This window comes from Pseudomonas sp. G11, from assembly GCF_029457515.1.
Lineage (GTDB): Bacteria > Pseudomonadota > Gammaproteobacteria > Pseudomonadales > Pseudomonadaceae > Aquipseudomonas > Aquipseudomonas gorinensis.
Genome location: NZ_CP120377.1, coordinates 5,996,118 through 6,016,931, shown reverse-complemented (window position 1 = coordinate 6,016,931; position 20,814 = coordinate 5,996,118). Strand labels below are relative to the sequence as shown.

Genomic DNA, 20,814 nt, shown 5'->3' with positions numbered 1-20,814 from the left:
GCAGCTTCGGCTGCTCTTTTGCTTTATGAGAGAACACCCATGACCGCCGCCCACACCCGCATCCTTGAACTGCGCGCTGAACTGGATCAGCACAATTACCGTTACCACGTGCTCGACGAGCCGAGCATTCCGGACGCCGAGTACGACCGCTTGTTCAATGAGCTCAAGGCCCTGGAAGCCGAGCACCCGGAACTGGTGACGCGTGATTCGCCGACGCAGCGGGTCGGCAGTGCGGCCTTGTCGGCCTTTACCCAGGTGCGTCATGAGATCCCGATGCTCAGCCTGGGCAACGCGTTCGATGAAACCACCATGCTCGAGTTCGATCGCCGCGTCACCGAGGGGCTCGACCTGCCGGTGGGCGATCTGTTTGGCGGTGGTGCCGCGGTGGAGTACAGCTGTGAACCAAAGCTGGATGGCCTGGCGGTCAGCCTTTTGTACCAGGACGGCGAACTGGTGCGCGGCGCCACCCGCGGCGACGGCACTACGGGCGAAGACATCAGCGTCAATGTGCGCACCGTGCGCAATATCCCGTTGAAACTGCACGGCACCGGCTGGCCGGCCACCCTGGAAGTGCGCGGCGAAGTGTTCATGTCCAAGGCCGGTTTCGAGCGACTGAACGCCTCGCAACTGGAAGTCGGCGGCAAGACCTTCGCCAACCCGCGTAACGCCGCCGCCGGCAGCCTGCGCCAGCTGGACTCGAAGATCACCGCCAGCCGCCCGCTGGAGTTCTGCTGCTACGGCATTGGCCAGGTCACCGCAGACATCAGTGACACCCACATCGGCAATTTGAAGCAGTTGCAGAAGTGGGGCCTGCCGATCAGCCATGAGCTGAAGTTGGCCAAGGGCATCCAGGCATGCCTGGACTACTACCGCGATATCGGCGAGCGACGTAACAGCCTGCCCTATGAAATCGACGGCGTGGTGTTCAAGGTCAACAGTATTGCCTCCCAGCGCGAACTGGGTTTCCGTGCCCGTGAGCCGCGTTGGGCGATCGCGCACAAATTCCCGGCCATGGAAGAACTGACCGAGCTGCTCGACGTGGAATTCCAGGTTGGCCGCACCGGTGCCGTCACGCCGGTGGCACGACTGAAACCGGTCAAGGTCGCGGGTGTGACCGTGTCCAATGCCACCTTGCACAACATGGACGAAGTGGCGCGCCTGGGCCTCATGATCGGCGACACCGTGATCATCCGCCGTGCCGGAGACGTGATCCCGCAGGTGGTATCGGTGGTCACCGAGCGCCGTCCGGAAAATGCCCGCGCCGTGCAGATCCCCGAGAGTTGCCCGGTGTGCGGCTCCCACGTCGAGCGCACGCAACTGGTCAAGCGCAGCAAGGGCAAGGAAACCGTCAGCGAAGGCGCGGTGTACCGCTGTGTCGGCCGCCTGGCCTGTGGCGCGCAGCTCAAGCAGGCGATCATCCATTTCGTCTCGCGCCGGGCGATGGACATCGATGGCCTGGGCGACAAGACCATCGAGCAGTTGGTGGATGAAAAACTCATTGGTTCGCCGGCTGACCTCTACACGCTCAAGTACGAACAGATCATCGGCCTGGAAGGCTTCGCCGATATCTCCAGCAAGAAGCTGATCGCCGCCATCGAGAACAGCAAGAGCCCGACCCTGGCGCGCTTCATCTACGCCTTAGGCATTCCCGACGTGGGCGAGGAGACCGCCAAGGTGCTGGCGCGTTCCCTGGGGGCCTTGGAGCGCGTGCAGCGCGCGTTGCCGGAGGTGCTGACGTACCTGCCGGACGTGGGCCTGGAAGTCGCGCACGAGATCCGCAGCTTCTTTGATGACTGCCACAACCAGGACGTGATCGGCGCACTGTTGGCGCCGGACAAATGCGGCCTGCAATTGCAAGACGAAGGCGCCCTGGCCGCCGAATTCGCCGCCAGCACCACCCTCGGCGGTTTGCTCGACAAACTCAATGTGCCCAGCGTCGGTCCCGGCGCCGCGCAGAAACTGGCGGACAAGTTCGGCTCCCTCGAAGGCGTGATCAAGGCTGACTGGCTCGATATGCGCCAGGCGCTGCCCGAGAAGCAGGCCAAGGCTGTGCGCGAGTTCTTCGATAACCCCGACCATGCCAACCATGCCCTGGCCATCGAGCGGCAGCTCGAGGAATTCGGCATGCACTGGCAGAGCGAGAAGAAAGTGATCGAAGGCTTGCCGGAAGCAGGGCATACCTGGGTGCTGACCGGCTCCCTGGAGCGGATGAGCCGCGATGTCGCCAAGGACAAGCTCGAAAGCCTCGGCGCCAAGGTGGCCGGTTCGGTGTCGGCGAAAACCCATTGCGTGGTGGCCGGGCCGGGTGCTGGTTCGAAGTTGGCCAAGGCCAGCGAACTGGGCCTGAAGGTGCTGGACGAAGACGCTTTCGTGGCCTTCCTCGCCGGGCATCACATCACCGTCTGATAGCGTGCGCTTCTGGTGGCGAGCCGGCTCACCACAGGTTACTGTTTGCTCGTTCCATTCTTAACCGACAGGCATTAGGGCTCGCCCCGCGTCGGGCAGCAAAGTGGAACGATCCCGAGCGAGAAATGATCTAGTCTCTGTCACCCAGGGAGAGATCGCCATGTTTCGCTATTTCGAGCAACTCAGTTCGCGCATCGCCGCACCGTTCATGGCCGAATCCTCGCGCAACAGCAAGGTCTGGCAATGCCGGTGCGGTCAGCCGCTGTTCTTTCGCAACAGCCAATGCCTGGCCTGCTCGGCGGTGCTGGGCTATCAACCCCAACAAAGCCGATTGTCCTCCCTGCAGCCGGGGCCTGTCGTGGACACCTGGCTGCAAGACGACAACCTCGATGCAGGCGCCTTTCGCCGCTGTGCCAACCTCGACACGCCCGCCGCCTGCAACTGGCTGATTCCCGCCCACAGCACCGCACCGCTGTGCGTGGCCTGCAGCCTGAACCGCACCATTCCCGACCTGTCGATCACCGAGAACCACGAGCGCTGGCGCAAGGTGGAAACCGCCAAGCGCCGACTGGTGGCACAACTGATCAGTCTGGGCCTGCGCGTCGTGCCCAAGAGCATCGACGAAGACAACGGCCTGGCCTTCGACTTCGTCGGCATCGACCTGGAAGGCAATGCGCCGACCACCGGGCATGCCAACGGCCTGGTTACCCTCGACATCAAGGAGGCCGACGACACCCACCGCGAAAAAGTCCGGGTGCAGATGCGCGAACCCTATCGCACGCTGCTCGGGCATTTTCGCCACGAGGTCGGTCACTATTACTGGGATCGCCTGATCGCCAACAGCCATTGGCAGACGCCTTTTCGCGACCTGTTCGGCGACGAAAGCGCCAGTTACACCGACGCCCTCGACCAGTACTACCAGAATGGCCCGCGCCCGGATTGGCAACATACCTGCGTCAGTGCCTACGCCACCATGCACCCGTGGGAAGACTGGGCCGAAACCTGGGCCCACTACCTGCACATGATGGACGCGGTCGACACCGCCCTGGGGTTTGGCATGAGTGCGCGGGAACTGGACCTGGATTACCAGCCATTTCCCCTGAGCACCCTCTACGACCCCGAGCACCCTGGCGGTGCGGCGTTCCTGTCTTTCGTCAACGCCTGGATCGAACTGGCCGGCATGCTCAACGAACTGTCCCGTGCCATGGGGCAGCCGGATTTCTATCCCTTCGTACTGCCACCGGCGGTGATCGCCAAGCTGCACTTCATTCACCTGGTCATCCAGGAAGAGGGCGGCCGGGCGGACGAGGTGTTGCAGACACCATGATGAATTAATGTGGGAGGGCGCTTGCTCCCGAAAGCAGTGTGTCAGTCACTGATTTATTGGCTGGCAGACCGCTATCGGGAGCAAGCCCCCTCCCACAGGGGATGGCGGGGATGCTGACGGCCATGGCAAGTACTTGAACCCCTTCATATTTTAATCCGGCACCAACGGTTGTAACTTCCGATGAGATCGGTACAATGGCGCGGCTTGCCGAGAGGCCAGCGTCGTTATGGTGACCCCATCGGTCCCCCCGCAACGATTACCCGTGAACCTGGTCAGATCCGGAAGGAAGCAGCCACAGCGGGAACATTGTGTGCCGGGGTGTGGCTGGTGGGGTTGCCTCCAATCATCCAAGTGATTGATTCTTAACGGTTTTTCACCCTTTGCCACGCGGTGGTACAAGGAGTGATACATCCGTGTCGACCATCCCGTCCTACCTTTTGCTGTCCCGCCACTCGGTCTACTACTTCCGAATCGTGGTGCCGGATGTCATTCGCCCGTTATTCCCCCAAAGAGAAATTCGTCGCTCCCTGCAAACTCGTTGCAAGCGGGAGGCGCTGATTCATGGGCGTGACATTCTGGCCCAGGTCCAGGGGCTGTTCACGCAAGCGTTCTAGGAGAGTAGACCCTCTGTTGAGTTGCTGCGCGGTGCCTGGGAGCCTGGTGGTAAGCGCCTCGCGTGTTGGGCGTCGTGGCTGCGTCAGCAGCAGTTGGTTGGCGTCGCCATGCTTTGCTTGAAGGCTCACGGGAAACACCCTCAGTCGCCGTACAGGCCTCCATTGCACGGCCCTCCGTGATAGCAAAGGGGCCTCCTGGGGCTCTACACGGGGGCCAGGCTCAACGAACTGTGCCAGCTCTCTGACGACGTGGTGACCATCGATGGTATTGCCTGCATCCACCTACGGGCTACGAGGCCGGACCAGAAGCTCAAGACGGCGTCATCCGAACGACTTGTGCCAATCCGTTCCAAGCTTTTGGCGTTGGGTTTCCTGGAGTACATGACGAAGGTGAAGGAGCGGGGAAAGAGCGTGTGTTCCCGGAGCTGACTTGCCATAAAAAGCACGGTTACAGTGCCGCTCCGTCGAGGTGGTTTACTCGGGGGCGTGGACAGTTGGGTTTCCGCGCTGACACTGCCAAGAAGGACTTTCATAGCTTCCGTCACACTTTGGCTGACCACCCGAAACAAAAGGGGGCGCTGAGTCACTTGTCGGTGGCTACTGGGGCGTCAGCCTGGGGGCATCACGTTTGGTCGCTATGTTAATGGCTTCGGGCCTGATGTATTGGCGCCTGTAATTGAGTTAGTGACCCTTGAGTCGTTCTAAAGCACTTTTGGTTGGACACTGCTCAAATGTGCTTGTGTGTTCTGTCAGATGCCGTTGCGGTCATCGACTAGCTTGCAGAGCGACGACGTTGAGGTACACCTTCCGGTTGAACATCCCGTCGAACAGGATGATCTTGAACTTGGCGTATAGTGTTGAGGGAGCAAGCATGGACTGTTCGAAGTGACAGCCAGCGGGTTTCAGAGACAAGTCGATGTGATGGGGGAGCTGCGTTGATGGGCGAACATAGGATCGACTTCGTAGGCGTGTCGGGCGCATTGGATAGCTATTGCTTCCAGCTCGATTTTAGGGGAGGGCCCAGTAATGGGTGAGGCAAGCGAAGAAAAGGTTACGCAACTGCAATGGATGGCGGCCGAAACCTTGGCGGACCATTTGGTTCCGCTGCTTAAGCATCACGATGTCAAATGGCGCGGGCATGGAATCATCTATATCGACCATCAGCATTGCAACATCTCCACTGCGCATCAGTTACTCGTGGATTTAAGTATCAATCTCGGTGCGCCTATCTCTTTGGTGCGCTCCAGGTTGATTGAGTTGGGCTGGCTTAACGACGTCCGTAGTGCTTTGCCCATTCAGAATAATGTCAGGATAGTAGTTGAAAGACTTGCGCCGTGGGCCCTGGATTCCGATGAGGAGGATGAACAGGATGACCCTGATATGAGCGAAGAGCATGACGGGGATTGATCTTGTGATGCGTCCGGTTCTTTCTTATCTATGAGGTTTTATGCTCCCGGAACATTTTGATTTATCTGGCCCTGTGTTTTTGCCCATCACAGAGGAAACCTGCGCTGGCTTGTTGGCTATCGAGGGTGTAAACGCACTTAGCGCCTTGACTGATCCGGAACTGGCGGCGGTGTTGGTCATCCAGAATCTAGCTCAGGCAGCAGAGAAAGACCTCAACTCTGGTGCGGCTGAGACCGTTTTGTCCAAACTGATTGCGTGGGCGGTCGATTCCCGACAGTCAGCGGCTTCAGGGTTGTTATCAGAAGCGCAGCGGTTGTTCGATCCACGGAAGCTGTACTTCGGTCTGAACGCCGTCAAAGGCTTGAATCTGCGCTTTCTTCTAGCTGATGAAGTATCGGCGGAAGATTACCTGCTGCCAGATGGTAAGTGGGATGTAGCGTACAAGGTCCGCCATCGTAGAAGTAACGACCCATTCAGCGAGCAGGTGGTTACACCCATACACCGCGAGCGTTGGCTGAGCGCTGCGCAAGACAAGTTGGTCAGGATTTTTCGCGCAAATTTGGACGAAGACCTGCATGTTCAGGGGTACGCGGGGATAGGCAAGAGTCACATGCTCGGTGCCTTGATGGAGTATCTGCGGCCAGAAAAAACGTTATTACTGGCACACACTCCTGGAAAGCTGGAAGCCCTTCGTGAGCGCATGGGAGGAGCGCGTGATAGGAAAGCAGGTTGGACGTTCGGGAACTTTGCGCAGAGGCTACTGCACTTCCCCAGGACTCAACCCGCAACTACGCCCGCCAGAATCCCCGGCAAGCAGACGGTGGCGCAGGAACTGAATATCCTCGGTTTTCATAGCCACGATTCGCAAGCGACCGTTGATGTTTGCCTCAAGGTAATAGAAAACTTTTGTCGCTCCAGGGGACATAGTCTGTCGGCCAAGCATCTGCCTCATTTCAAGCAACCCTTGTCCAGCCTAGATGCCAAGGTGCTTCTTGAGTATTCGAGCCGGCTGTGGGGTTACCTTGAGGCAAACCCAGGTTGGGGCAGCCAGACCGGGTTCGAGGCATTACTAATGATAAAACGGGCGAGCCTCGCGGGCTGCATGGTGCCTGCTCGCTATACACATGTACTCATTGACGAAAGTCAGGATGTTCCCGAGTCGCTATTGCAGATTATCGAACGTGGGCGTCAGGTGCTGATAACCCTGGGGGATGAGTACCAGCAAGCAGGCGGTGTGCAGGTTCAAAGAAAGCGTGAGGTTCGGCAAAGTAATGTCAGCTACTCCGTGCGCTCAGGACGCAATGTCGAGCGACTGCTCAATCCTTTGATATTCCTGCATTCTCAGAAGAGTAAGGTTCCCTTCGAAGGCGCTCGTAATGCTGATGTTGGTATCGAAATGTATCCCGAAGGCTTCGTGCCGCCTGAAGGTTGTGTGGTGCTGACGGCGTCCCCTTGGGATACGGTAAAGTGGGCCATCCATTTGCACGACTCCAACTGCGCGTTTAGTTTGTCGGACAAAAAGGCACAAGACGATCTCAGGCATTTCATGAGCACTGCTATCGCATTGTTCAAGCCGGATTTCTACAATCCCGAGCATAGTGAAATGGGACCGCACCCGTACTTCAGCGATATGCCCGACTGGCAGCAGGTGCGAGATGCCAACCTATTCGATGAGTCGTTCCTATGGGTGGAGGCGGAGCTGGAAAAAGGCTTTAAGGTTGCTGATTTGACCCGATTAAACAGGATGGTCGGCCGCTCTGGTAAACGCTGCATCTTGATGATGGCAGAAGAAGCGGGGGGGATGGAGTTCAACCGAGTGCTGCTGACACCTGAGTTGCTCACCAACGTGAAGTTCAAGGATGCCTATGAGTTCGATCAGAGGATCTGTGCCGTGTACATTGCAATATCCCGGGCAAAGCAGCAGCTTTACGTTCCTTATGACGTTGTGGAATGGATCCAGTATCACCATTATCAGGGATTCCGTGAGTCACATGGCTACTGATTGAATTCATCTTAGGCCTCCTCGGTTTGCTCATGACAAATTCGCAATCTGTTGGATGGCGTTAGTGAAACCCTTCAGGATGCCTTCGACGGTGCGGGCAATGAAACCCCGGAAGTTCAAGCCCCTAGACTTCCAACCTAGTAGTCATTCCATAACCCTTTGAGGACTTACTGACTGTGGGAAATGACCGCGATAGCTGCCCCAGGGTTGCCTCAAAAAATTGCCTCGACAAGGCAACCGCAAGGGAGGGGCAGCCTTGCTTCGCCAATAGTTGGAAGAGCTGCCAAGCATCTATTGCCCGCGAAAGCTAAATGTTTACACCTGGTTCGTGCCGACGCCTCCAGCACAGGGCGGGAGACGTGTAGACGGCGCATGAGTTGCTGCATGTAAATCAGCACCTCCAGGGAGGAGGTGACGTGGAGGCCCAGGCAATGCTTTTGTGAACCCGCTCGATGTCGTCAGCGCCCTATCCATTGATGTTAGGACGCGCCCGAAATGTATCGGTATCATCCGCGCAACTATGAAAGGGACTTCGACATGCTCAAGAGAATCACACTACTCGCCGTACTGGGAGCGACACTAACTGGTTGCGTCACAGCGCCGCCGACCAACTTCTCAGTTCCAGGCGTCCAGCGGGCCACTACTCAGCAAGCAGTAGAACTCAAGGCCGTTTCCGTTTCCTATGGCCTTCCCAGCGAAGTCAAGGGCGACATTCCAACCTACGGCGAAAGTTTCCCCATCCTGTGGGAGAAGTCGCTGGTAGAAGCGATAGACAAGGCTGGGGTGTTCAGTGACGACGCCCCGGACAAGGTCAACATCTTCGTAAAGGTGCTGGAGCTAGATCCTCCAGTCGGTGGCATTACCATGGTCACGCCCGCGCGTGCGCGCTATACCATTGTGAGTCGCCGCACAGGGAAAACTCTGTTTGAAAAAGAAATCTACACGGAGGGGACTGTTCCGCCTGGCTACGCGTTTTCCGGGCTGGTTCGGCTCAAGGAATCGCTCAATAGGTCGGTACAGGCGAACATCGCCCAATTCCTTCAGTCGCTGTCGGCTGTGAAGCTGTAAGCCAACCGGCTGGCCGGTAAGAGAAAAACGACAGTGGGGAAGGACATCCACGCCCATCCCCCTTTCTGTTTCTTAGGTTGTAGCGCTAGCCATGGTCAGTTCATAAACGCGCGCGCTATTAGCTCGCCGGCAGGCCAGGGTGTCAGCGCGTGATGGTGAGGAGTCGTACAGAGCATCGCTTGGAAGCTCTAGGATGGTGACCCCATCGGTCCCCCCGCAACGATTACCCGTGAACCTGGTCAGATCCGGAAGGAAGCAGCCACAGCGGGAACATTGTGTGCCGGGGTGTGGCTGGTGGGGTTGCCTCCATAACGCTCTTCCTGAATCTTCAAAAATCCTTATTTCTAAAACGCTTTGCTGGCAATTACTGCCTGCGAATCGATTTCTGCTGTGCGCTCCACAGGCTTACGGGCGGTACAGGGGGAATGCCTTTATCACCGGCACTATTTCGTCGCCCAGGGTCTTGGCGCTTTCCCATCGCTCGTCCCTGGTCTGGGACTTGGCCGGGACGTTCCTGGCGAAGTGAAAGATGACGATCGCGCCCGTGCCGGCGTCGCGGTAGTACTTGAAGAAGCTGAATTCAGAGAAATGCCCGTCTTTGCGCAGCGCCGAGGGATAAAACAGCATCAGGTAGAGGATCCCGGTTCGGTTGTCTGTTGCCAGGACCGCTGGCATGTCCGGGTTTTCCTGTTGGTGCAACTGCACCGTGCGCTTTCCCAGGTCCAGCGGCTCGAAGCGGTCATCGGGAGGGACAACCGTAAAGTCCACCATTTCAGTCCAGGCGTCGACGCTTTGGTTTTCCGGAAAGTATTCCCACAAGCCGTTTTTCTGGAATTTCAGGACAAATGTCTTACCCGCGAACACCACCGACTTTGTTTCGGCAATGGAGGGGCGTGAGAGGTCTGGAGCGGGCGTCGAGGCACAGCCTGACAGCAGGGCCATGATCGACAAGATCAGCAGAGGGGCTTTCATTTCAATCCTTGAAGGTTTTCAGATACTGGCGTTATGCGCCGGTGACAGTAGCGCAATGAATAGGCAAGCGCCCCGATTATGAAGCACCAGCGTTTTAAGGGTTTATTCGTGAGGGCTCTTTCACAGCTTTTAATGCTCACTCTGGACAACCTCAAACCACCTTGTTAGTTTCCGCCAGCCACTTGTTTCAGAGTATGACAAGTGTTTGTAATTGATATTGAAGTGCCATCACTTCTTTAACTAACAAGGATGTCTGTCATGAAAAGCCTGCAAGGGTTGCCTCGTCTTATCAGTGCTTCAGTAGGCGCTCCCGGCAAAGCCCGAAACTTGCCCGCCGATGTGCAGTGCATCCAGTATTTATTCAATTTGATCATTCCCAAGATGGGTTTTCCGCTGGCCGAGAATGGCAAGTGTGATGGCCAGTTGGTGCAGTGCATCAGCCAGTATCAGTTTCGCCATCTCAAATATGCCCACCCCGATGGCGTGATCGACCCCACCGGTCGCACGTTCAACAGCCTGATCGAAGAGGCGGTGAAGGTGCCCGTCAAAGCCTTCCCGACGATGCGTATCCCCAGCTTTCTCAATGTGTTTGGCAACAACAATGGCGATGCGGTGCAGGCCACGGTCAACGTGTACCTGGACCGCGTGCGCGCGACGATCGAGGCCGAGCGGCGTAACCGCCAATTGATGCTCCAGGCCACGTGCGACGGGGGCATGACTCTCAGCGAAACGGACTTCCAGAACGCCGCCACACAGTTGGGTAGCGGTATTTCGGTAAATATCATCAAGGCCTTCGCCACTGTGGAATCAGGTGGGCGTTCGGGGTTCGGCCCGGCCAAGTTGCCGGTGATCGCGTTTGAAGGGCACTTGTTTCGCAAGTACACCAAGCACATCTACGACCAGGCGCACCCGCTGCTGTCCTACCCCTACAAGAAAAAAGCCGGGCCGCAGTGGCAGGCCAATAACAAGGACCAGGCCAAGGCTTGGGAAACCATGGCCACCGCGTTTGCCCTGGATCAGGAAGCGGCACTCATGTCGGCTTCGTGGGGCATGTTCCAGATCATGGGCTTCAACTTTGCCTCGTGCGGTTACAAGACGGTGTTTGAGTTTTCGGCAGCATTAAAGGTGAATGCCGGCAACCAACTAAAAGCGTTCCTCGGTTTTTGCAGCAAGAGCCCGGCATTGATGAAGGCCATGAAAGCCAAGGATTTTACCGGCATGGCGCGTAACTATAACGGCGAGGACTACGGCAACTACGACGTCCTTATGCAAAAAGCCTACGAAAAACTTGAAGGGAAAAAATAGGATGATCCGTTTTCTAGCGATAGGTGTGTTGTCGTTGTGCGCCGTGGGCCCTGCCTTGGCCGGTTCGGCTGCGTTGCATTCGGGCAAGTACGAAGGGCTGATGCTGGCAGTGACGCCGGAGCATCAGGTCGAAGGGTTCTATTCGGAAGCAATGGGCGAGGGCGTTACCCGCAGTTGCGCGTTTTACCTGCAAGGCAAACCTGAGGCGCTCACCACTTGGCTCGATGAGGCTCATCCCGGCAGCCTGGCGCCTTCGTCCGATGGCGTGACCCTGACGGTGGAAGAGGGCCGCCAGCACCCTGGGTGCATGAACGTGCTGATGCCGGAGATTGCCACCGGCCTGGACCTGACCCAGACCGCCAGTAAAAAATGGATCGGCCTGGTGACGGTATCCGCCGACAAGGCTTACCTGCTGAAGACCCCAGGCGCCAAGACCGCCAAGCGTCCGTATATCGTCAAGCGCGATGTGGTCGGTGTGCTGGCCTTCAAGGACGGCTGGGCCCAGGTCGAGTTCATCAATGCCGACGACCGCTCGTTCAGCGGCTGGATCAGCCAGGATCAATACACTCGTCTAGCGGCGCCTCACTAAGACATCCCCAAAACGCCGCAGTGTGCCAGGCATACTGCGGCGTTTTTGCGTCCGGGGTTCAGGCTTTGTTGCGGTTGAACAGCTTGCGAATCACTGCGAGCAGCGCCACTACACCGATTACCAGGAACTTCTTCGCGGCCAGCAGGAAGATACCGATCTTGGCAAAGAGCCCGGCCTTGGCGGCAATCCCGCCGGCAACCAACGCGGCGAGGCCGTAAGTGGCGAGCTTGTCGGTGTTCGGGTTGAAGTCGGTATAGAGGTTGCCGTCGGTGAAGTTGGTAAAGGCCAGCACCTTGGGCAATTCTTGCTGGATGGTGGCCAGGTCGGCCATGGCGGCGACGGCGTTGAGTTCCAGCACGCCTTCACGGCCCAGCACGCGAATGCTGTAGTTGAGGGTCGTCTGGTCGGCGTCGTCGGCCTTCAGTTCGCGGGCCCAGTACATCTTGTGGGTGGTGTCGTCGTAGTGCGGCGGCTCCGCCCAGCCCAGCAGGTGCAGGCCCGCGTAGCCTTGTTTCTGGCGTTCCTGGTTCTCTGCTTCATCTTCTTCCTGCATTTGCTTGAGCAGGTCGGCGTAGTCGATTTTTGCCGCATCTTCGTCGGAGATGTGCCCGTCGGCCTTGTAGCTGACAATCACGCCCCAGCCGCGTTGCGACAATGGGCTGACGGCTTTGGGCACGATCATGCCAAGGGTCTTGAAGCCCGGCGGGTTGCCCCAGCCATCGGTCAGCAAGCGCTCGGTATCGGCGGGGTCGAGGTAGTAGAACTCGTCGGTGAGCTTGAGGGTGGCGATGCCGCTGGGCAGGGTGACCGTGCCGGTCTTTTGCTTGAGTGAGGCCAGAAAGTGCTCGGCTGTTTCGGCGGGGGCACTGGCTTCAACGGGGGCAGGCGAGGTATCAGCAACGGCAGGTGCGGCAGGCAGGCTCAGCGCGGCCGCCGCCAACAACAGGCGGAAGTAATTCATGGTAGTCCCTTACATTTTGAATTAATTTCGCGAGAGGATAACCGAAACGACATGTTGCGAGTTAGCCGAAAGTTTCCCGCAACAGCCCGGCGAATGCGTCCCGTGCCAGGTGGCGTTGGGTGTCCTTGTGCCAGAACAGCAGGTTATCCACGGCCGCCAGTTCTTCAAATCGATACGACGCCAGCTGATTGGCCTGCTCATAGCGCGCCAGGATGCCTTCCGGCGCCAGCGCTACGCCAATGCCGGCACTCACACAGCCGATAATCGTGCCCCAACTGGCATAGCTGGCGATAGCCGGCTTGAAGTCGTGGGGCTTGACCCAGTTCTCCAGTGCCGCGCGGTAGGGGCAGCCGGGTGGCCAGACCAGCAGGGTACGGCCGGCCAGGTCGGCCGCACTGTTGATCGGTGCGCTGGACACACTGGCGATCAGCACCAGCCGTTCGCTGTAGACCACGCTGTGTTCGAGCTTGGTGCGTTGGTTGCCGGCGGCCACCAGCGCCACGTCGAGGCGATGGTGTTGCAGATCGTCCAGCAGTTGCCCCCAGGCACCGGTCACCAGCTCCAGGCTGACGTCGGGGTAGCGTCGATGGTATTCCGCCAGCAACGGCGGCAGGCGGCCGCTGGCGCTGGACTCCACCGCGCCGATGCGCAAGGTGCCACGGGGAATGGCGTTGGCGTCTACGGCGCGTTTGGATTCATCCACCAGCGCGAGGATGCGCTCGCAGTAGTCCAGGAAAATTTCTCCGGCGGCACTGATGGCCAGCCCACGCCCGGCACGGATGAATAACGGTGTGCCCAGCTCGCTTTCCAGCTGCTTGATGCGCGTGGTGATGTTCGACGGCACGCAATGCAATTGCAGTGCGGCCTGGGCCACGCTGCCGGTTTGCGCCACGGCTCTCACCATCTTCAGTTGGGCCAGTTCCATTGCTCAGTTCCACTGATTTCAGAAGTCAGAAACGGTTAATTGTCCTGCGATGTGCCCAGGCCAAGACTGACGGCATTCCTTCCCTGTTTCTGGATGCCGTTGATGAATGCCCCGTCACCCGTAAAGCTTACGCTAGTCATCGCCAGCGTGATTCTCTGTTGGGCCTATTCGCCGATTGGCGTGCACATCGGCCTGCACAGCTACAGTCCGGGCCAGCTGGCGTTGCTGCGATTTCTGATCGCTTCGGTACTGATGGGCGCGGTGGCGCTGGTGCTCGGGATTGGTCGGCCACGTCTGCGGGACATGCCGTGGTTGCTCGTGCTGGGTTTTTTCGGGGTGTTCCTGCACCACACCAGCCTCAATTATGGGCAGCAATGGGTGACAGCGGCGGCGTCCAGCGTACTGGCGCAATCAGCGCCGTTGTTCAGTGTGCTGATCGCGGCGTTCTGTTTGAAGGAGCGAGTCAGCCTTTGGCGGTGGGGCTGTGTGCTGTTGGGGTTGCTGGGCGTGCTGGTGGTGATCTGGGGCGACCAGGGCCTCGGCGAGATGGACCCGCGCGGCCTGTTGATCCTGCTGGCGGCGGCCTCATGGAGTGTGTACTTCGTCATCCAGAAGCACTGTGCGCATCGCTACAGCCTACTGACCCTGGCGTGCTACATGGTGTGGTCGGGCACCCTGATGCTCTGCGTGAACCTGCCTGGCCTGCCCACCGCCGTGGCGCGAGCGCCGTTGGTGGAGAACCTCGCAGTGCTGGTGCTGGGGGTTTTCCCCAGTGCGTTGGCCTACCTGGCGTGGGGGTTCGTGTTAAAGCACGTCGACGTCAGCCGCGCGTCGGTGGCGATGTACCTGATCCCGCCAGTGGCCATGGTGATGGCGGCCACGCTGCTGGGCGAGCACGTGGCCTTGCAGGTGGTGCTCGGCGGGGTGATCGTGCTGGCGAGTGTGGCGGCCATCAGCCTGGAAGGGCGCTGGCGGTCAGGCGCTCAGGCTGAACGCACGCAAGCGGTGGCCGTCGAGGTCCTGGGCGACGAAGGTGTAGCCAAAGTCCAGCGTGGTCGGTGACTGAAGGATCGTGGCGCCCCGTTCTAGCCATTGTTCATGCAGGGCATCGACGGCGGCGGTATCGGCCAGCGAAAAACAGACTTCACCGCCGCCGCCCGTGGCCTGGGCCGCAGGTTCCACGGTATGGCGTGACCACAGGCCGAGCTTCACGCCATGGTCGAGAATGAACAGGGCAAAGGTCGGGTTCAATTCGACCGGTGGCTTGTCCAGCAGGCGGCTGTAGAAATTGGCGCTGGTGGCCGGGCTGTCGACATACAGCAGGAAGTAATGGGCGAGGGTGTTCATGCAGGCTCCTTGAGTACGGGCGGTTATGTGAGCCCAGTCTATAAGGCCGCCCTGTCAGTTCTTGTCAGGAGTGCGCAGGCTGGTCGCAGCAATCATCCATAAAGCGCCCAGGACTACGCACAGACACTCTCCGGTTCAGGCCATTAAAACGCCAGTCAGGCGAGCTTGGTCAGATTAGGCGAGCGTGCCGGATGCAATTTCCCCCTTGCTCCGCTAGCATTACCGGCTTCCGCTTCCCAGTTGCGACGGTTTTCGATGAGTTATCAGGTTCTTGCACGTAAATGGCGTCCGCGCTCGTTCCGCGAAATGGTCGGCCAGACCCATGTGCTCAAGGCTCTGATCAATGCCTTGGACAGCCAACGGCTGCATCACGCCTACCTGTTTACCGGTACCCGGGGTGTCGGCAAGACCACCATTGCCCGAATTATTGCCAAATGCCTGAACTGTGAGACGGGGATCACATCGACGCCCTGTGGCACCTGTTCGGTGTGCCGCGAGATCGACGAAGGGCGTTTTGTCGACCTGATCGAGATCGACGCCGCCAGCCGCACCAAGGTCGAAGACACGCGGGAACTGCTGGATAACGTGCAGTACGCGCCGAGTCGCGGCCGCTTCAAGGTCTACCTGATCGACGAAGTACACATGCTGTCCAGCCACTCGTTCAACGCATTGTTGAAGACCCTGGAAGAGCCACCGCCCTACGTCAAATTCATTCTGGCCACCACCGACCCGCAGAAGCTTCCTGCAACTATTTTGTCGCGGTGCCTGCAGTTTTCCCTGAAAAACATGACCCCTGAGCGCGTGGTCGAGCACTTGACCCATGTGCTGGGTGTCGAGAACGTACCGTTCGAAGACGACGCCCTGTGGCTGCTCGGCCGCGCTGCCGATGGCTCGATGCGCGATGCCATGAGCCTCACTGACCAGGCCATTGCCTTTGGTGAAGGCAAGGTCATGGCCGCCGATGTGCGTGCCATGCTCGGCACCCTGGATCACGGCCAGGTGTTCGATGTGCTGCACGCATTGATCGAGGGCGACGCCAAGAAGTTGCTCGAAGCCGTGCGCCACTTGTCGGAACAAGGCCCGGACTGGAACGGCGTGCTTTCGGAGATCCTCAACGTGCTGCACCGCGTCGCCATTGCCCAGGCGCTGCCTGAAGGTGTCGACAATGGCCATGGCGACCGCGACCGCGTGCTGGCCCTGGCCCAGGCGTTGCCGGCCGAAGATGTGCAGTTCTACTACCAGATGGGCCTGATCGGCCGTCGGGACCTGCCGTTGGCGCCGGATCCGCGCGGTGGTTTCGAAATGGTCCTGTTACGAATGCTGGCCTTCCGGCCTGCCGACTCCACGGACGCCCCGAGACAGCCGCTAAAGCCAGTGGGGATCAGCCAAGCCACAGTTGATTCCGCCAAACCAGTGGCTGGCGCGGCGGTTGTCGCGCCAGTGGTTGCTGCGCCTGCGCCGGTTGCCCCGGCGCCAGAGCCTGTAGTTGTTGCGCCGGAAGTCGCGCCGGAGCCGCTGATCGAGCCCGAGCCGGCCCCAGTGGTTGACCTGCCCTGGAATGACCCGCTGGAGGCTGACGCTGAAGTCGAGTTGCAGCCCGCCGTGGAGCCGGTGCTGGAAACCGCTGGCGAGCAGCCCGAGCTGACGCCGATGCCTACGCCGACCCCGGACAGCGTGGTGCCGGACGCGCCGGAATGGGTCAGCGCGCCCGTGCCTGAGCCCACTGTGGCCCAGGTGGATGCCGCAGTCCCAGGTATCGACCTCGACGACGAACCACCGCTGGACGAAGACTACATCGAACCGGACATCGATTCGGCCTACAGCTACCTGGACGAACTGGCCAGCGAACATGCGGCCGAGCCGGCCCCCGAGCCCGAGGCCGAACCCGCCGCAGCACCTGCTACCGGCCTGGCCCTGCAATGGCTGGAGCTGTTCCCGAAACTGCCGATTTCCGGCATGACCGGCAGCATCGCCGCCAACTGCACCCTGATCGCGATCGAGGGCGACCACTGGCTGTTGCACCTGGACCCGGCCCACAGCGCCTTGTTCAACGCGACCCAGCAGCGCCGACTCAACGATGCCCTTAACCAGTACCATGAGCGCACGCTGACCATTGCCATCGAGTTGATCAAGCCCGAGCAGGAAACCCCGGCCCAGGCCGCGACTCGCCGGCGCCTGAACCGCCAGCGCGAAGCCGAAGAGTCGATCCACGCTGATCCGCTCATCCAGCAAATGATGGAACAGTTCGGTGCGGTCGTCCGTCACGATACTATTGAACCTGTCGAAGCCCCGGTGCCCCAGGCGTCATGACACCGGGCTACTTATTGATCCACGTACTTTTGAGGTGATTCCCATGATGAAAGGTGGCATGGCCGGCCTGATGAAGCAGGCGCAGCAGATGCAGGAAAAGATGGCCAAGATGCAGGAAGAACTGGCCAACGCCGAAGTCACCGGTAAAGCCGGTGGCGATATGGTCAGCGTGGTGATGACTGGCCGTCACGACATCAAGCGCGTGAGCATCGACCCGAGCCTGCTCGAAGGCGTCAGCGATGACGACCGTGAAGTGCTCGAAGATCTGTTCGCCGCCGCCGTCAACGACGCCGTGCGCAAGATCGAAGCCAACAGCCAGGACAAAATGTCCGGCGTGACCGCTGGCATGCAACTGCCGCCGGGTATGAAGCTGCCGTTCTGATCGGCCAGCCTTGGCTAGACTGAAATGCCAGGCATTGCGCCTGGCATTTTTGTTTGTGCCGATCCGATCGAACCCTGGCCCGGCACTCATGGTCTGCACCCTATACCGATGGATTCGATAAGGAGCCCCCTGATGCCTCAAGAACCGACTCTTAACCAGCGCATTGTCCTGGTTTCGCGCCCTCACGGCGCCCCCACGCCAGAGAACTTCCGCCTTGAGCGGGTAACCCTGCCGGAACTGGCGGACGGCCAGGTACTGCTGAAGACGCTGTACCTGTCGCTCGACCCATACATGCGCGGGCGCATGAGCGACGCCCCGTCCTACGCGGCGCCGGTGGAAATCGACGAAGTGATGACCGGTGGCGCTGTCAGCCGTGTCGAGCAGTCGCGCCATCCGAAATTCGAAGTGGGCGAGCTGGTGGTCGGGGCTACCGGCTGGCAGAGCCACAGCATTTCCGACGGTCGCAACCTGATCCCGGTGCCCAAGGGCTTGGCCAGTCCATCCATGGCCCTGGGCGTGTTGGGCATGCCGGGGATGACCGCCTACATGGGCTTGATGGATATCGGCCAGCCCAAGGCCGGGGAAACCCTGGTGGTGGCGGCAGCGTCCGGCGCCGTGGGCTCGGTGGTGGGGCAAGTGGCCAAGCTCAAGGGCTTGCGAGTGGTCGGTATCGCGGGCGGCCCCGACAAGTGCCGCTACGTTGTGGACGAGCTGGGCTTTGATGCCTGTATCGACCACAAGAGCGAGCACTTCGTCGATGAGCTGGCCCAGGCCTGCTTCAAGGGCGTGGATATCTACTTTGAGAACGTCGGTGGCAAGGTTTTCGATGCCGTCATGCCGCTGCTCAACCCCAAGGCACGGATTCCCCTGTGTGGCCTGATTGCTGGCTATAACGCCCATGAAGCGCCCAGCGGGCCTGATCGTTTGCCGGCGCTGCAACGTACCTTGCTGACCAAGCGCGTGCGTATCCAGGGTTTTATCGTGTTTGATGACTACGGTGATCGCCAGCCGGAGTTCCTCAGCGCCATGGCGCCGTGGGTGCGCGACGGCAAGATCAAGTTCCGCGAAGACGTGGTCGACGGCTTGGAGCAGGCACCCGAGGCCTTTATCGGTTTGCTCGAAGGGCGCAACTTCGGCAAGTTGGTGGTGCGTGTCGCGCAGGATTGAGCATTTGACGCTAATCCGAGGCGCGGGTATAAACCGCGTCTCGTTGTTTTGTCGGACCATTCCCCCATGAGCTTCAGCCCCCTGATTCGCCAACTGATCGACGCCTTGCGCACCTTGCCCGGTGTGGGTCAGAAAACCGCCCAGCGTATGGCGCTGCAACTGCTGGAGCGTGATCGCAGCGGCGGCACCCGGCTGGCCCAGGCCCTGAGCCAGGCCATGGAAGGGGTTGGCCACTGCCGGCAGTGCCGCACCCTCACCGAAGAAGAGCTCTGCCCGCAATGCGCCGACCCACGCCGCGATGACACGCTGCTGTGTGTGGTGGAGGGGCCGATGGATGTGTATGCGGTGGAGCAGACCGGTTATCGCGGGCGCTACTTCGTGCTCAAGGGCCACCTGTCGCCCCTGGACGGCCTGGGGCCGGAAGCGATCGGTATTCCACAGCTGGTGGCGCGTATAGAAGCGCAGGGCACGTTTACCGAAGTGATCCTGGCCACCAACCCGACCGTGGAAGGTGAAGCCACCGCGCATTACATCGCCCAACTGCTGAGCAACAAAGGCCTGGTCACTTCGCGCATCGCCCATGGCGTGCCGTTGGGGGGCGAGTTGGAGTTGGTGGACGGCGGCACGTTGGCGCATTCGTTTGCCGGTCGAAAACCGATCGCGCTCTAACGATCACCGCAGGCTCAAATGTGGGAGGGGGCTTGCCCCCGATAGCGGTGGATCAGCCAATGAATCTGTTGACTGACACACTATATCGGGAGCAGGCCCCCTCTCATTTAGGATGTGCATACGGCTTGATAACCAAGCAAGCGCTTGGTAATTTCGCTCCACCTTACCGTGGAGCTTGCCGATGCCTGCCTTCCAGGACTACTTCGACCCCAGCCACCAATTGGTTCGTGACAGCGTGCGCCGTTTCGTCGAGCGCGAAATGCTGCCGGACATTGAGCAGTGGGAGGAGGCGGAAAGCTTTCCCCGGGAGTTGTACCGCAAGGCAGGCGCGGCGGGGATCCTCGGCATCGGTTATCCCGAAGCCCTGGGCGGTAGCCATGAGGGTGATCTGTTCGCCAAGGTCGCCGCCAGCGAGGAGTTGATGCGCTGTGGTTCCGGTGGTGTGGTGGCGGGCTTGGGCTCGCTGGATATCGGTTTGCCGCCGGTGGTCAAATGGGCGCGGCCCGAGTTGCGCGAGCGTGTGGCACCGCAGGTGTTGTCGGGCGAGAAGATCATCGCCCTGGCCGTCACCGAGCCCGGTGGCGGTTCCGATGTGGCCAACCTGCAAACCCGCGCCATTCGTGACGGCGATCATTACCGGGTCAGCGGCAGCAAGACCTTTATCACCAGCGGTATTCGTGCCGACTTCTACACCGTGGCGGTGCGTACCGGTGGGCCTGGCTTTGGCGGCATCAGCCTGTTGCTGATTGAAAAGGGCACTGCCGGTTTTACCGTGGGCCAGCCACTCAAGAAGATGGGCTGGTGGGCGTCCGACACCGCTGAATTGTTCTTCGATGATTGCCGGGTGCCTGTCGCTAACCTGATCGGCGCCGAGAACCTGGGATTTGCCTGCATCATGGGCAACTTCCAGAGCGAACGCCTGGCCTTGGCCCTCATGGCCAATATGACTGCACAGCTTGCGCTGGAGGAAAGCCTCAAATGGGCCGCCCAGCGTGAAGCGTTCGGCAAACCCATTGGCAAGTTCCAGGTGCTCAAGCATCGCCTGGCAGAAATGGCCACCGCAGTGAAAGTCTCAAGGGAGTTCACCTACCGCCAGGCCGCGAAAATGGCCGCTGGCGTCAGTGTGATCAAGGAAATTTCCATGGCTAAAAACCTGGCCACCGACACCGCTGACCGCGTCACTTATGACGCCGTGCAGATACTCGGCGGCCAGGGGTATATGCGTGGCAGCCTGGTGGAGCGGCTTTATCGCGACAACCGCATCCTGTCCATCGGCGGGGGCACCCGCGAAGTGATGAATGAAATCATCAGCAAGCAGATGGGGTTGTGAGGTGTGTTGTCCTTAATGGCTTCATCGGGAGCC

The 20,814-nt window shown here is 59.7% G+C and carries 18 protein-coding genes and 2 other RNA genes; 16 read left to right on the top strand and 4 right to left on the bottom strand.

Annotation, left to right across the window (positions count from 1 at the left end; translation table 11 throughout):
- The first annotated feature begins 39 nt into the window (after positions 1–39).
- The 8 genes from ligA to ffs (P2T68_RS27530) all read left to right on the top strand — a co-directional run bounded on the left by ligA (position 40) and on the right by ffs (P2T68_RS27530) (position 9,124).
- Positions 40–2,406 (top strand): NAD-dependent DNA ligase LigA, encoded by a 2,367-nt coding sequence (ligA, locus tag P2T68_RS27565; RefSeq protein ID WP_277378566.1) that lies wholly within the window; start codon positions 40–42, stop codon positions 2,404–2,406.
- Between the two features lie 160 nt (positions 2,407–2,566).
- A complete protein-coding gene (locus P2T68_RS27560) occupies positions 2,567–3,733 on the top strand; it encodes a putative zinc-binding metallopeptidase (RefSeq protein WP_277378565.1) in 1,167 nt (388 codons plus the stop codon).
- Positions 3,734–3,969: 236 nt separating this feature from the next.
- Positions 3,970–4,066, top strand: an RNA gene (gene ffs / locus P2T68_RS27555) — signal recognition particle sRNA small type.
- Positions 4,067–4,146: 80 nt separating this feature from the next.
- Positions 4,147–4,347: a DUF6538 domain-containing protein gene (locus P2T68_RS27550; protein WP_277378564.1), complete on the top strand. Its 201-nt coding sequence runs from the start codon at positions 4,147–4,149 to the stop codon at positions 4,345–4,347.
- Positions 4,348–5,373: 1,026 nt separating this feature from the next.
- The gene (locus tag P2T68_RS27545; RefSeq protein WP_277378562.1) at positions 5,374–5,754 is read left to right on the top strand and encodes a hypothetical protein; all 381 of its coding nucleotides are present in this window, start codon (positions 5,374–5,376) and stop codon (positions 5,752–5,754) included.
- A gap of 40 nt (positions 5,755–5,794) precedes the next feature.
- Complete coding sequence (locus tag P2T68_RS27540; protein WP_277378561.1) at positions 5,795–7,756, top strand: hypothetical protein; 1,962 nt, start codon at positions 5,795–5,797, stop codon at positions 7,754–7,756.
- Positions 7,757–8,293: 537 nt separating this feature from the next.
- A complete protein-coding gene (locus P2T68_RS27535) occupies positions 8,294–8,824 on the top strand; it encodes a UDP-N-acetylglucosamine acyltransferase (protein WP_277378560.1) in 531 nt (176 codons plus the stop codon).
- Between the two features lie 203 nt (positions 8,825–9,027).
- An RNA gene (ffs, locus tag P2T68_RS27530) (signal recognition particle sRNA small type) lies at positions 9,028–9,124 on the top strand.
- A 105-nt stretch (positions 9,125–9,229) separates the two neighbouring features.
- Here the strand turns inward: ffs (P2T68_RS27530) and P2T68_RS27525 are convergent.
- Positions 9,230–9,796: a hypothetical protein gene (locus P2T68_RS27525; RefSeq protein ID WP_024076846.1), complete on the bottom strand. Its 567-nt coding sequence runs from the start codon at positions 9,794–9,796 to the stop codon at positions 9,230–9,232.
- A 258-nt stretch (positions 9,797–10,054) separates the two neighbouring features.
- Between P2T68_RS27525 and P2T68_RS27520 the strand changes: the two genes are divergently transcribed.
- Both P2T68_RS27520 and P2T68_RS27515 read left to right on the top strand, forming a co-directional pair.
- Positions 10,055–11,101: an N-acetylmuramidase family protein gene (locus P2T68_RS27520; RefSeq protein ID WP_024076845.1), complete on the top strand. Its 1,047-nt coding sequence runs from the start codon at positions 10,055–10,057 to the stop codon at positions 11,099–11,101.
- Position 11,102: 1 nt separating this feature from the next.
- Entirely contained in the window at positions 11,103–11,690 is a 588-nt protein-coding gene (locus P2T68_RS27515; RefSeq protein ID WP_024076844.1) for a hypothetical protein, read from the top strand.
- Between the two features lie 58 nt (positions 11,691–11,748).
- Here the strand turns inward: P2T68_RS27515 and P2T68_RS27510 are convergent, their stop codons facing one another.
- Both P2T68_RS27510 and P2T68_RS27505 read right to left on the bottom strand, forming a co-directional pair.
- Positions 11,749–12,651: a DUF2167 domain-containing protein gene (locus tag P2T68_RS27510; RefSeq protein WP_168232617.1), complete on the bottom strand. Its 903-nt coding sequence runs from the start codon at positions 12,649–12,651 to the stop codon at positions 11,749–11,751.
- 61 nt (positions 12,652–12,712) lie between these two features.
- Entirely contained in the window at positions 12,713–13,576 is an 864-nt protein-coding gene (locus P2T68_RS27505; protein WP_102623529.1) for a LysR substrate-binding domain-containing protein, read from the bottom strand.
- Between the two features lie 102 nt (positions 13,577–13,678).
- Here P2T68_RS27505 and P2T68_RS27500 point away from each other — a divergent pair, with 102 nt between their 5' ends.
- The gene (locus P2T68_RS27500) at positions 13,679–14,638 is read left to right on the top strand and encodes a DMT family transporter (RefSeq protein WP_277378559.1); all 960 of its coding nucleotides are present in this window, start codon (positions 13,679–13,681) and stop codon (positions 14,636–14,638) included.
- Here P2T68_RS27500 and P2T68_RS27495 read toward each other — a convergent pair.
- Positions 14,552–14,923: a VOC family protein gene (locus P2T68_RS27495; RefSeq protein WP_024076840.1), complete on the bottom strand. Its 372-nt coding sequence runs from the start codon at positions 14,921–14,923 to the stop codon at positions 14,552–14,554. The genes P2T68_RS27500 and P2T68_RS27495 overlap by 87 nt on opposite strands.
- 255 nt (positions 14,924–15,178) lie before the next feature.
- Here P2T68_RS27495 and dnaX point away from each other — a divergent pair, with 255 nt between their 5' ends.
- From dnaX to P2T68_RS27470, 5 genes are all read left to right on the top strand, one after another.
- Positions 15,179–17,233, top strand: coding sequence for a DNA polymerase III subunit gamma/tau (gene dnaX / locus P2T68_RS27490; protein ID WP_024076839.1), 2,055 nt, complete (start codon positions 15,179–15,181; stop codon positions 17,231–17,233).
- A 43-nt stretch (positions 17,234–17,276) separates the two neighbouring features.
- Positions 17,277–17,615, top strand: a complete 339-nt coding sequence (locus P2T68_RS27485; RefSeq protein ID WP_017527493.1) for a YbaB/EbfC family nucleoid-associated protein — start codon at positions 17,277–17,279, stop codon at positions 17,613–17,615.
- Positions 17,616–17,747: 132 nt separating this feature from the next.
- Complete coding sequence (locus tag P2T68_RS27480) at positions 17,748–18,782, top strand: NADP-dependent oxidoreductase (protein WP_024076838.1); 1,035 nt, start codon at positions 17,748–17,750, stop codon at positions 18,780–18,782.
- A 66-nt stretch (positions 18,783–18,848) separates the two neighbouring features.
- Entirely contained in the window at positions 18,849–19,451 is a 603-nt protein-coding gene (recR, locus tag P2T68_RS27475; protein WP_017845247.1) for a recombination mediator RecR, read from the top strand.
- A 181-nt stretch (positions 19,452–19,632) separates the two neighbouring features.
- Positions 19,633–20,781: an acyl-CoA dehydrogenase family protein gene (locus P2T68_RS27470; protein WP_277378558.1), complete on the top strand. Its 1,149-nt coding sequence runs from the start codon at positions 19,633–19,635 to the stop codon at positions 20,779–20,781.
- Positions 20,782–20,814: the final 33 nt, after the last annotated feature.

What these genes read in the sequence shown, in the direction of transcription:
- P2T68_RS27485 (WP_017527493.1), top strand. Translation starts at nt 17,277, where the DNA reads ATGATGAAAGGTGGCATGGCCGGCCTGATGAAGCAGGCGCAGCAGATG.
- P2T68_RS27505 (WP_102623529.1), bottom strand. Translation starts at nt 13,576, where the DNA reads ATGGAACTGGCCCAACTGAAGATGGTGAGAGCCGTGGCGCAAACCGGC.
- recR (WP_017845247.1), top strand. Translation starts at nt 18,849, where the DNA reads ATGAGCTTCAGCCCCCTGATTCGCCAACTGATCGACGCCTTGCGCACC.
- P2T68_RS27545 (WP_277378562.1), top strand. Translation starts at nt 5,374, where the DNA reads ATGGGTGAGGCAAGCGAAGAAAAGGTTACGCAACTGCAATGGATGGCG.
- P2T68_RS27480 (WP_024076838.1), top strand. Translation starts at nt 17,748, where the DNA reads ATGCCTCAAGAACCGACTCTTAACCAGCGCATTGTCCTGGTTTCGCGC.
- P2T68_RS27495 (WP_024076840.1), bottom strand. Translation starts at nt 14,923, where the DNA reads ATGAACACCCTCGCCCATTACTTCCTGCTGTATGTCGACAGCCCGGCC.
- P2T68_RS27500 (WP_277378559.1), top strand. Translation starts at nt 13,679, where the DNA reads ATGAATGCCCCGTCACCCGTAAAGCTTACGCTAGTCATCGCCAGCGTG.
- P2T68_RS27520 (WP_024076845.1), top strand. Translation starts at nt 10,055, where the DNA reads ATGAAAAGCCTGCAAGGGTTGCCTCGTCTTATCAGTGCTTCAGTAGGC.
- P2T68_RS27525 (WP_024076846.1), bottom strand. Translation starts at nt 9,796, where the DNA reads ATGAAAGCCCCTCTGCTGATCTTGTCGATCATGGCCCTGCTGTCAGGC.
- P2T68_RS27560 (WP_277378565.1), top strand. Translation starts at nt 2,567, where the DNA reads ATGTTTCGCTATTTCGAGCAACTCAGTTCGCGCATCGCCGCACCGTTC.
- P2T68_RS27515 (WP_024076844.1), top strand. Translation starts at nt 11,103, where the DNA reads ATGATCCGTTTTCTAGCGATAGGTGTGTTGTCGTTGTGCGCCGTGGGC.
- P2T68_RS27535 (WP_277378560.1), top strand. Translation starts at nt 8,294, where the DNA reads ATGCTCAAGAGAATCACACTACTCGCCGTACTGGGAGCGACACTAACT.
- ligA (WP_277378566.1), top strand. Translation starts at nt 40, where the DNA reads ATGACCGCCGCCCACACCCGCATCCTTGAACTGCGCGCTGAACTGGAT.
- P2T68_RS27510 (WP_168232617.1), bottom strand. Translation starts at nt 12,651, where the DNA reads ATGAATTACTTCCGCCTGTTGTTGGCGGCGGCCGCGCTGAGCCTGCCT.
- dnaX (WP_024076839.1), top strand. Translation starts at nt 15,179, where the DNA reads ATGAGTTATCAGGTTCTTGCACGTAAATGGCGTCCGCGCTCGTTCCGC.
- P2T68_RS27540 (WP_277378561.1), top strand. Translation starts at nt 5,795, where the DNA reads ATGCTCCCGGAACATTTTGATTTATCTGGCCCTGTGTTTTTGCCCATC.
- P2T68_RS27470 (WP_277378558.1), top strand. Translation starts at nt 19,633, where the DNA reads ATGCCTGCCTTCCAGGACTACTTCGACCCCAGCCACCAATTGGTTCGT.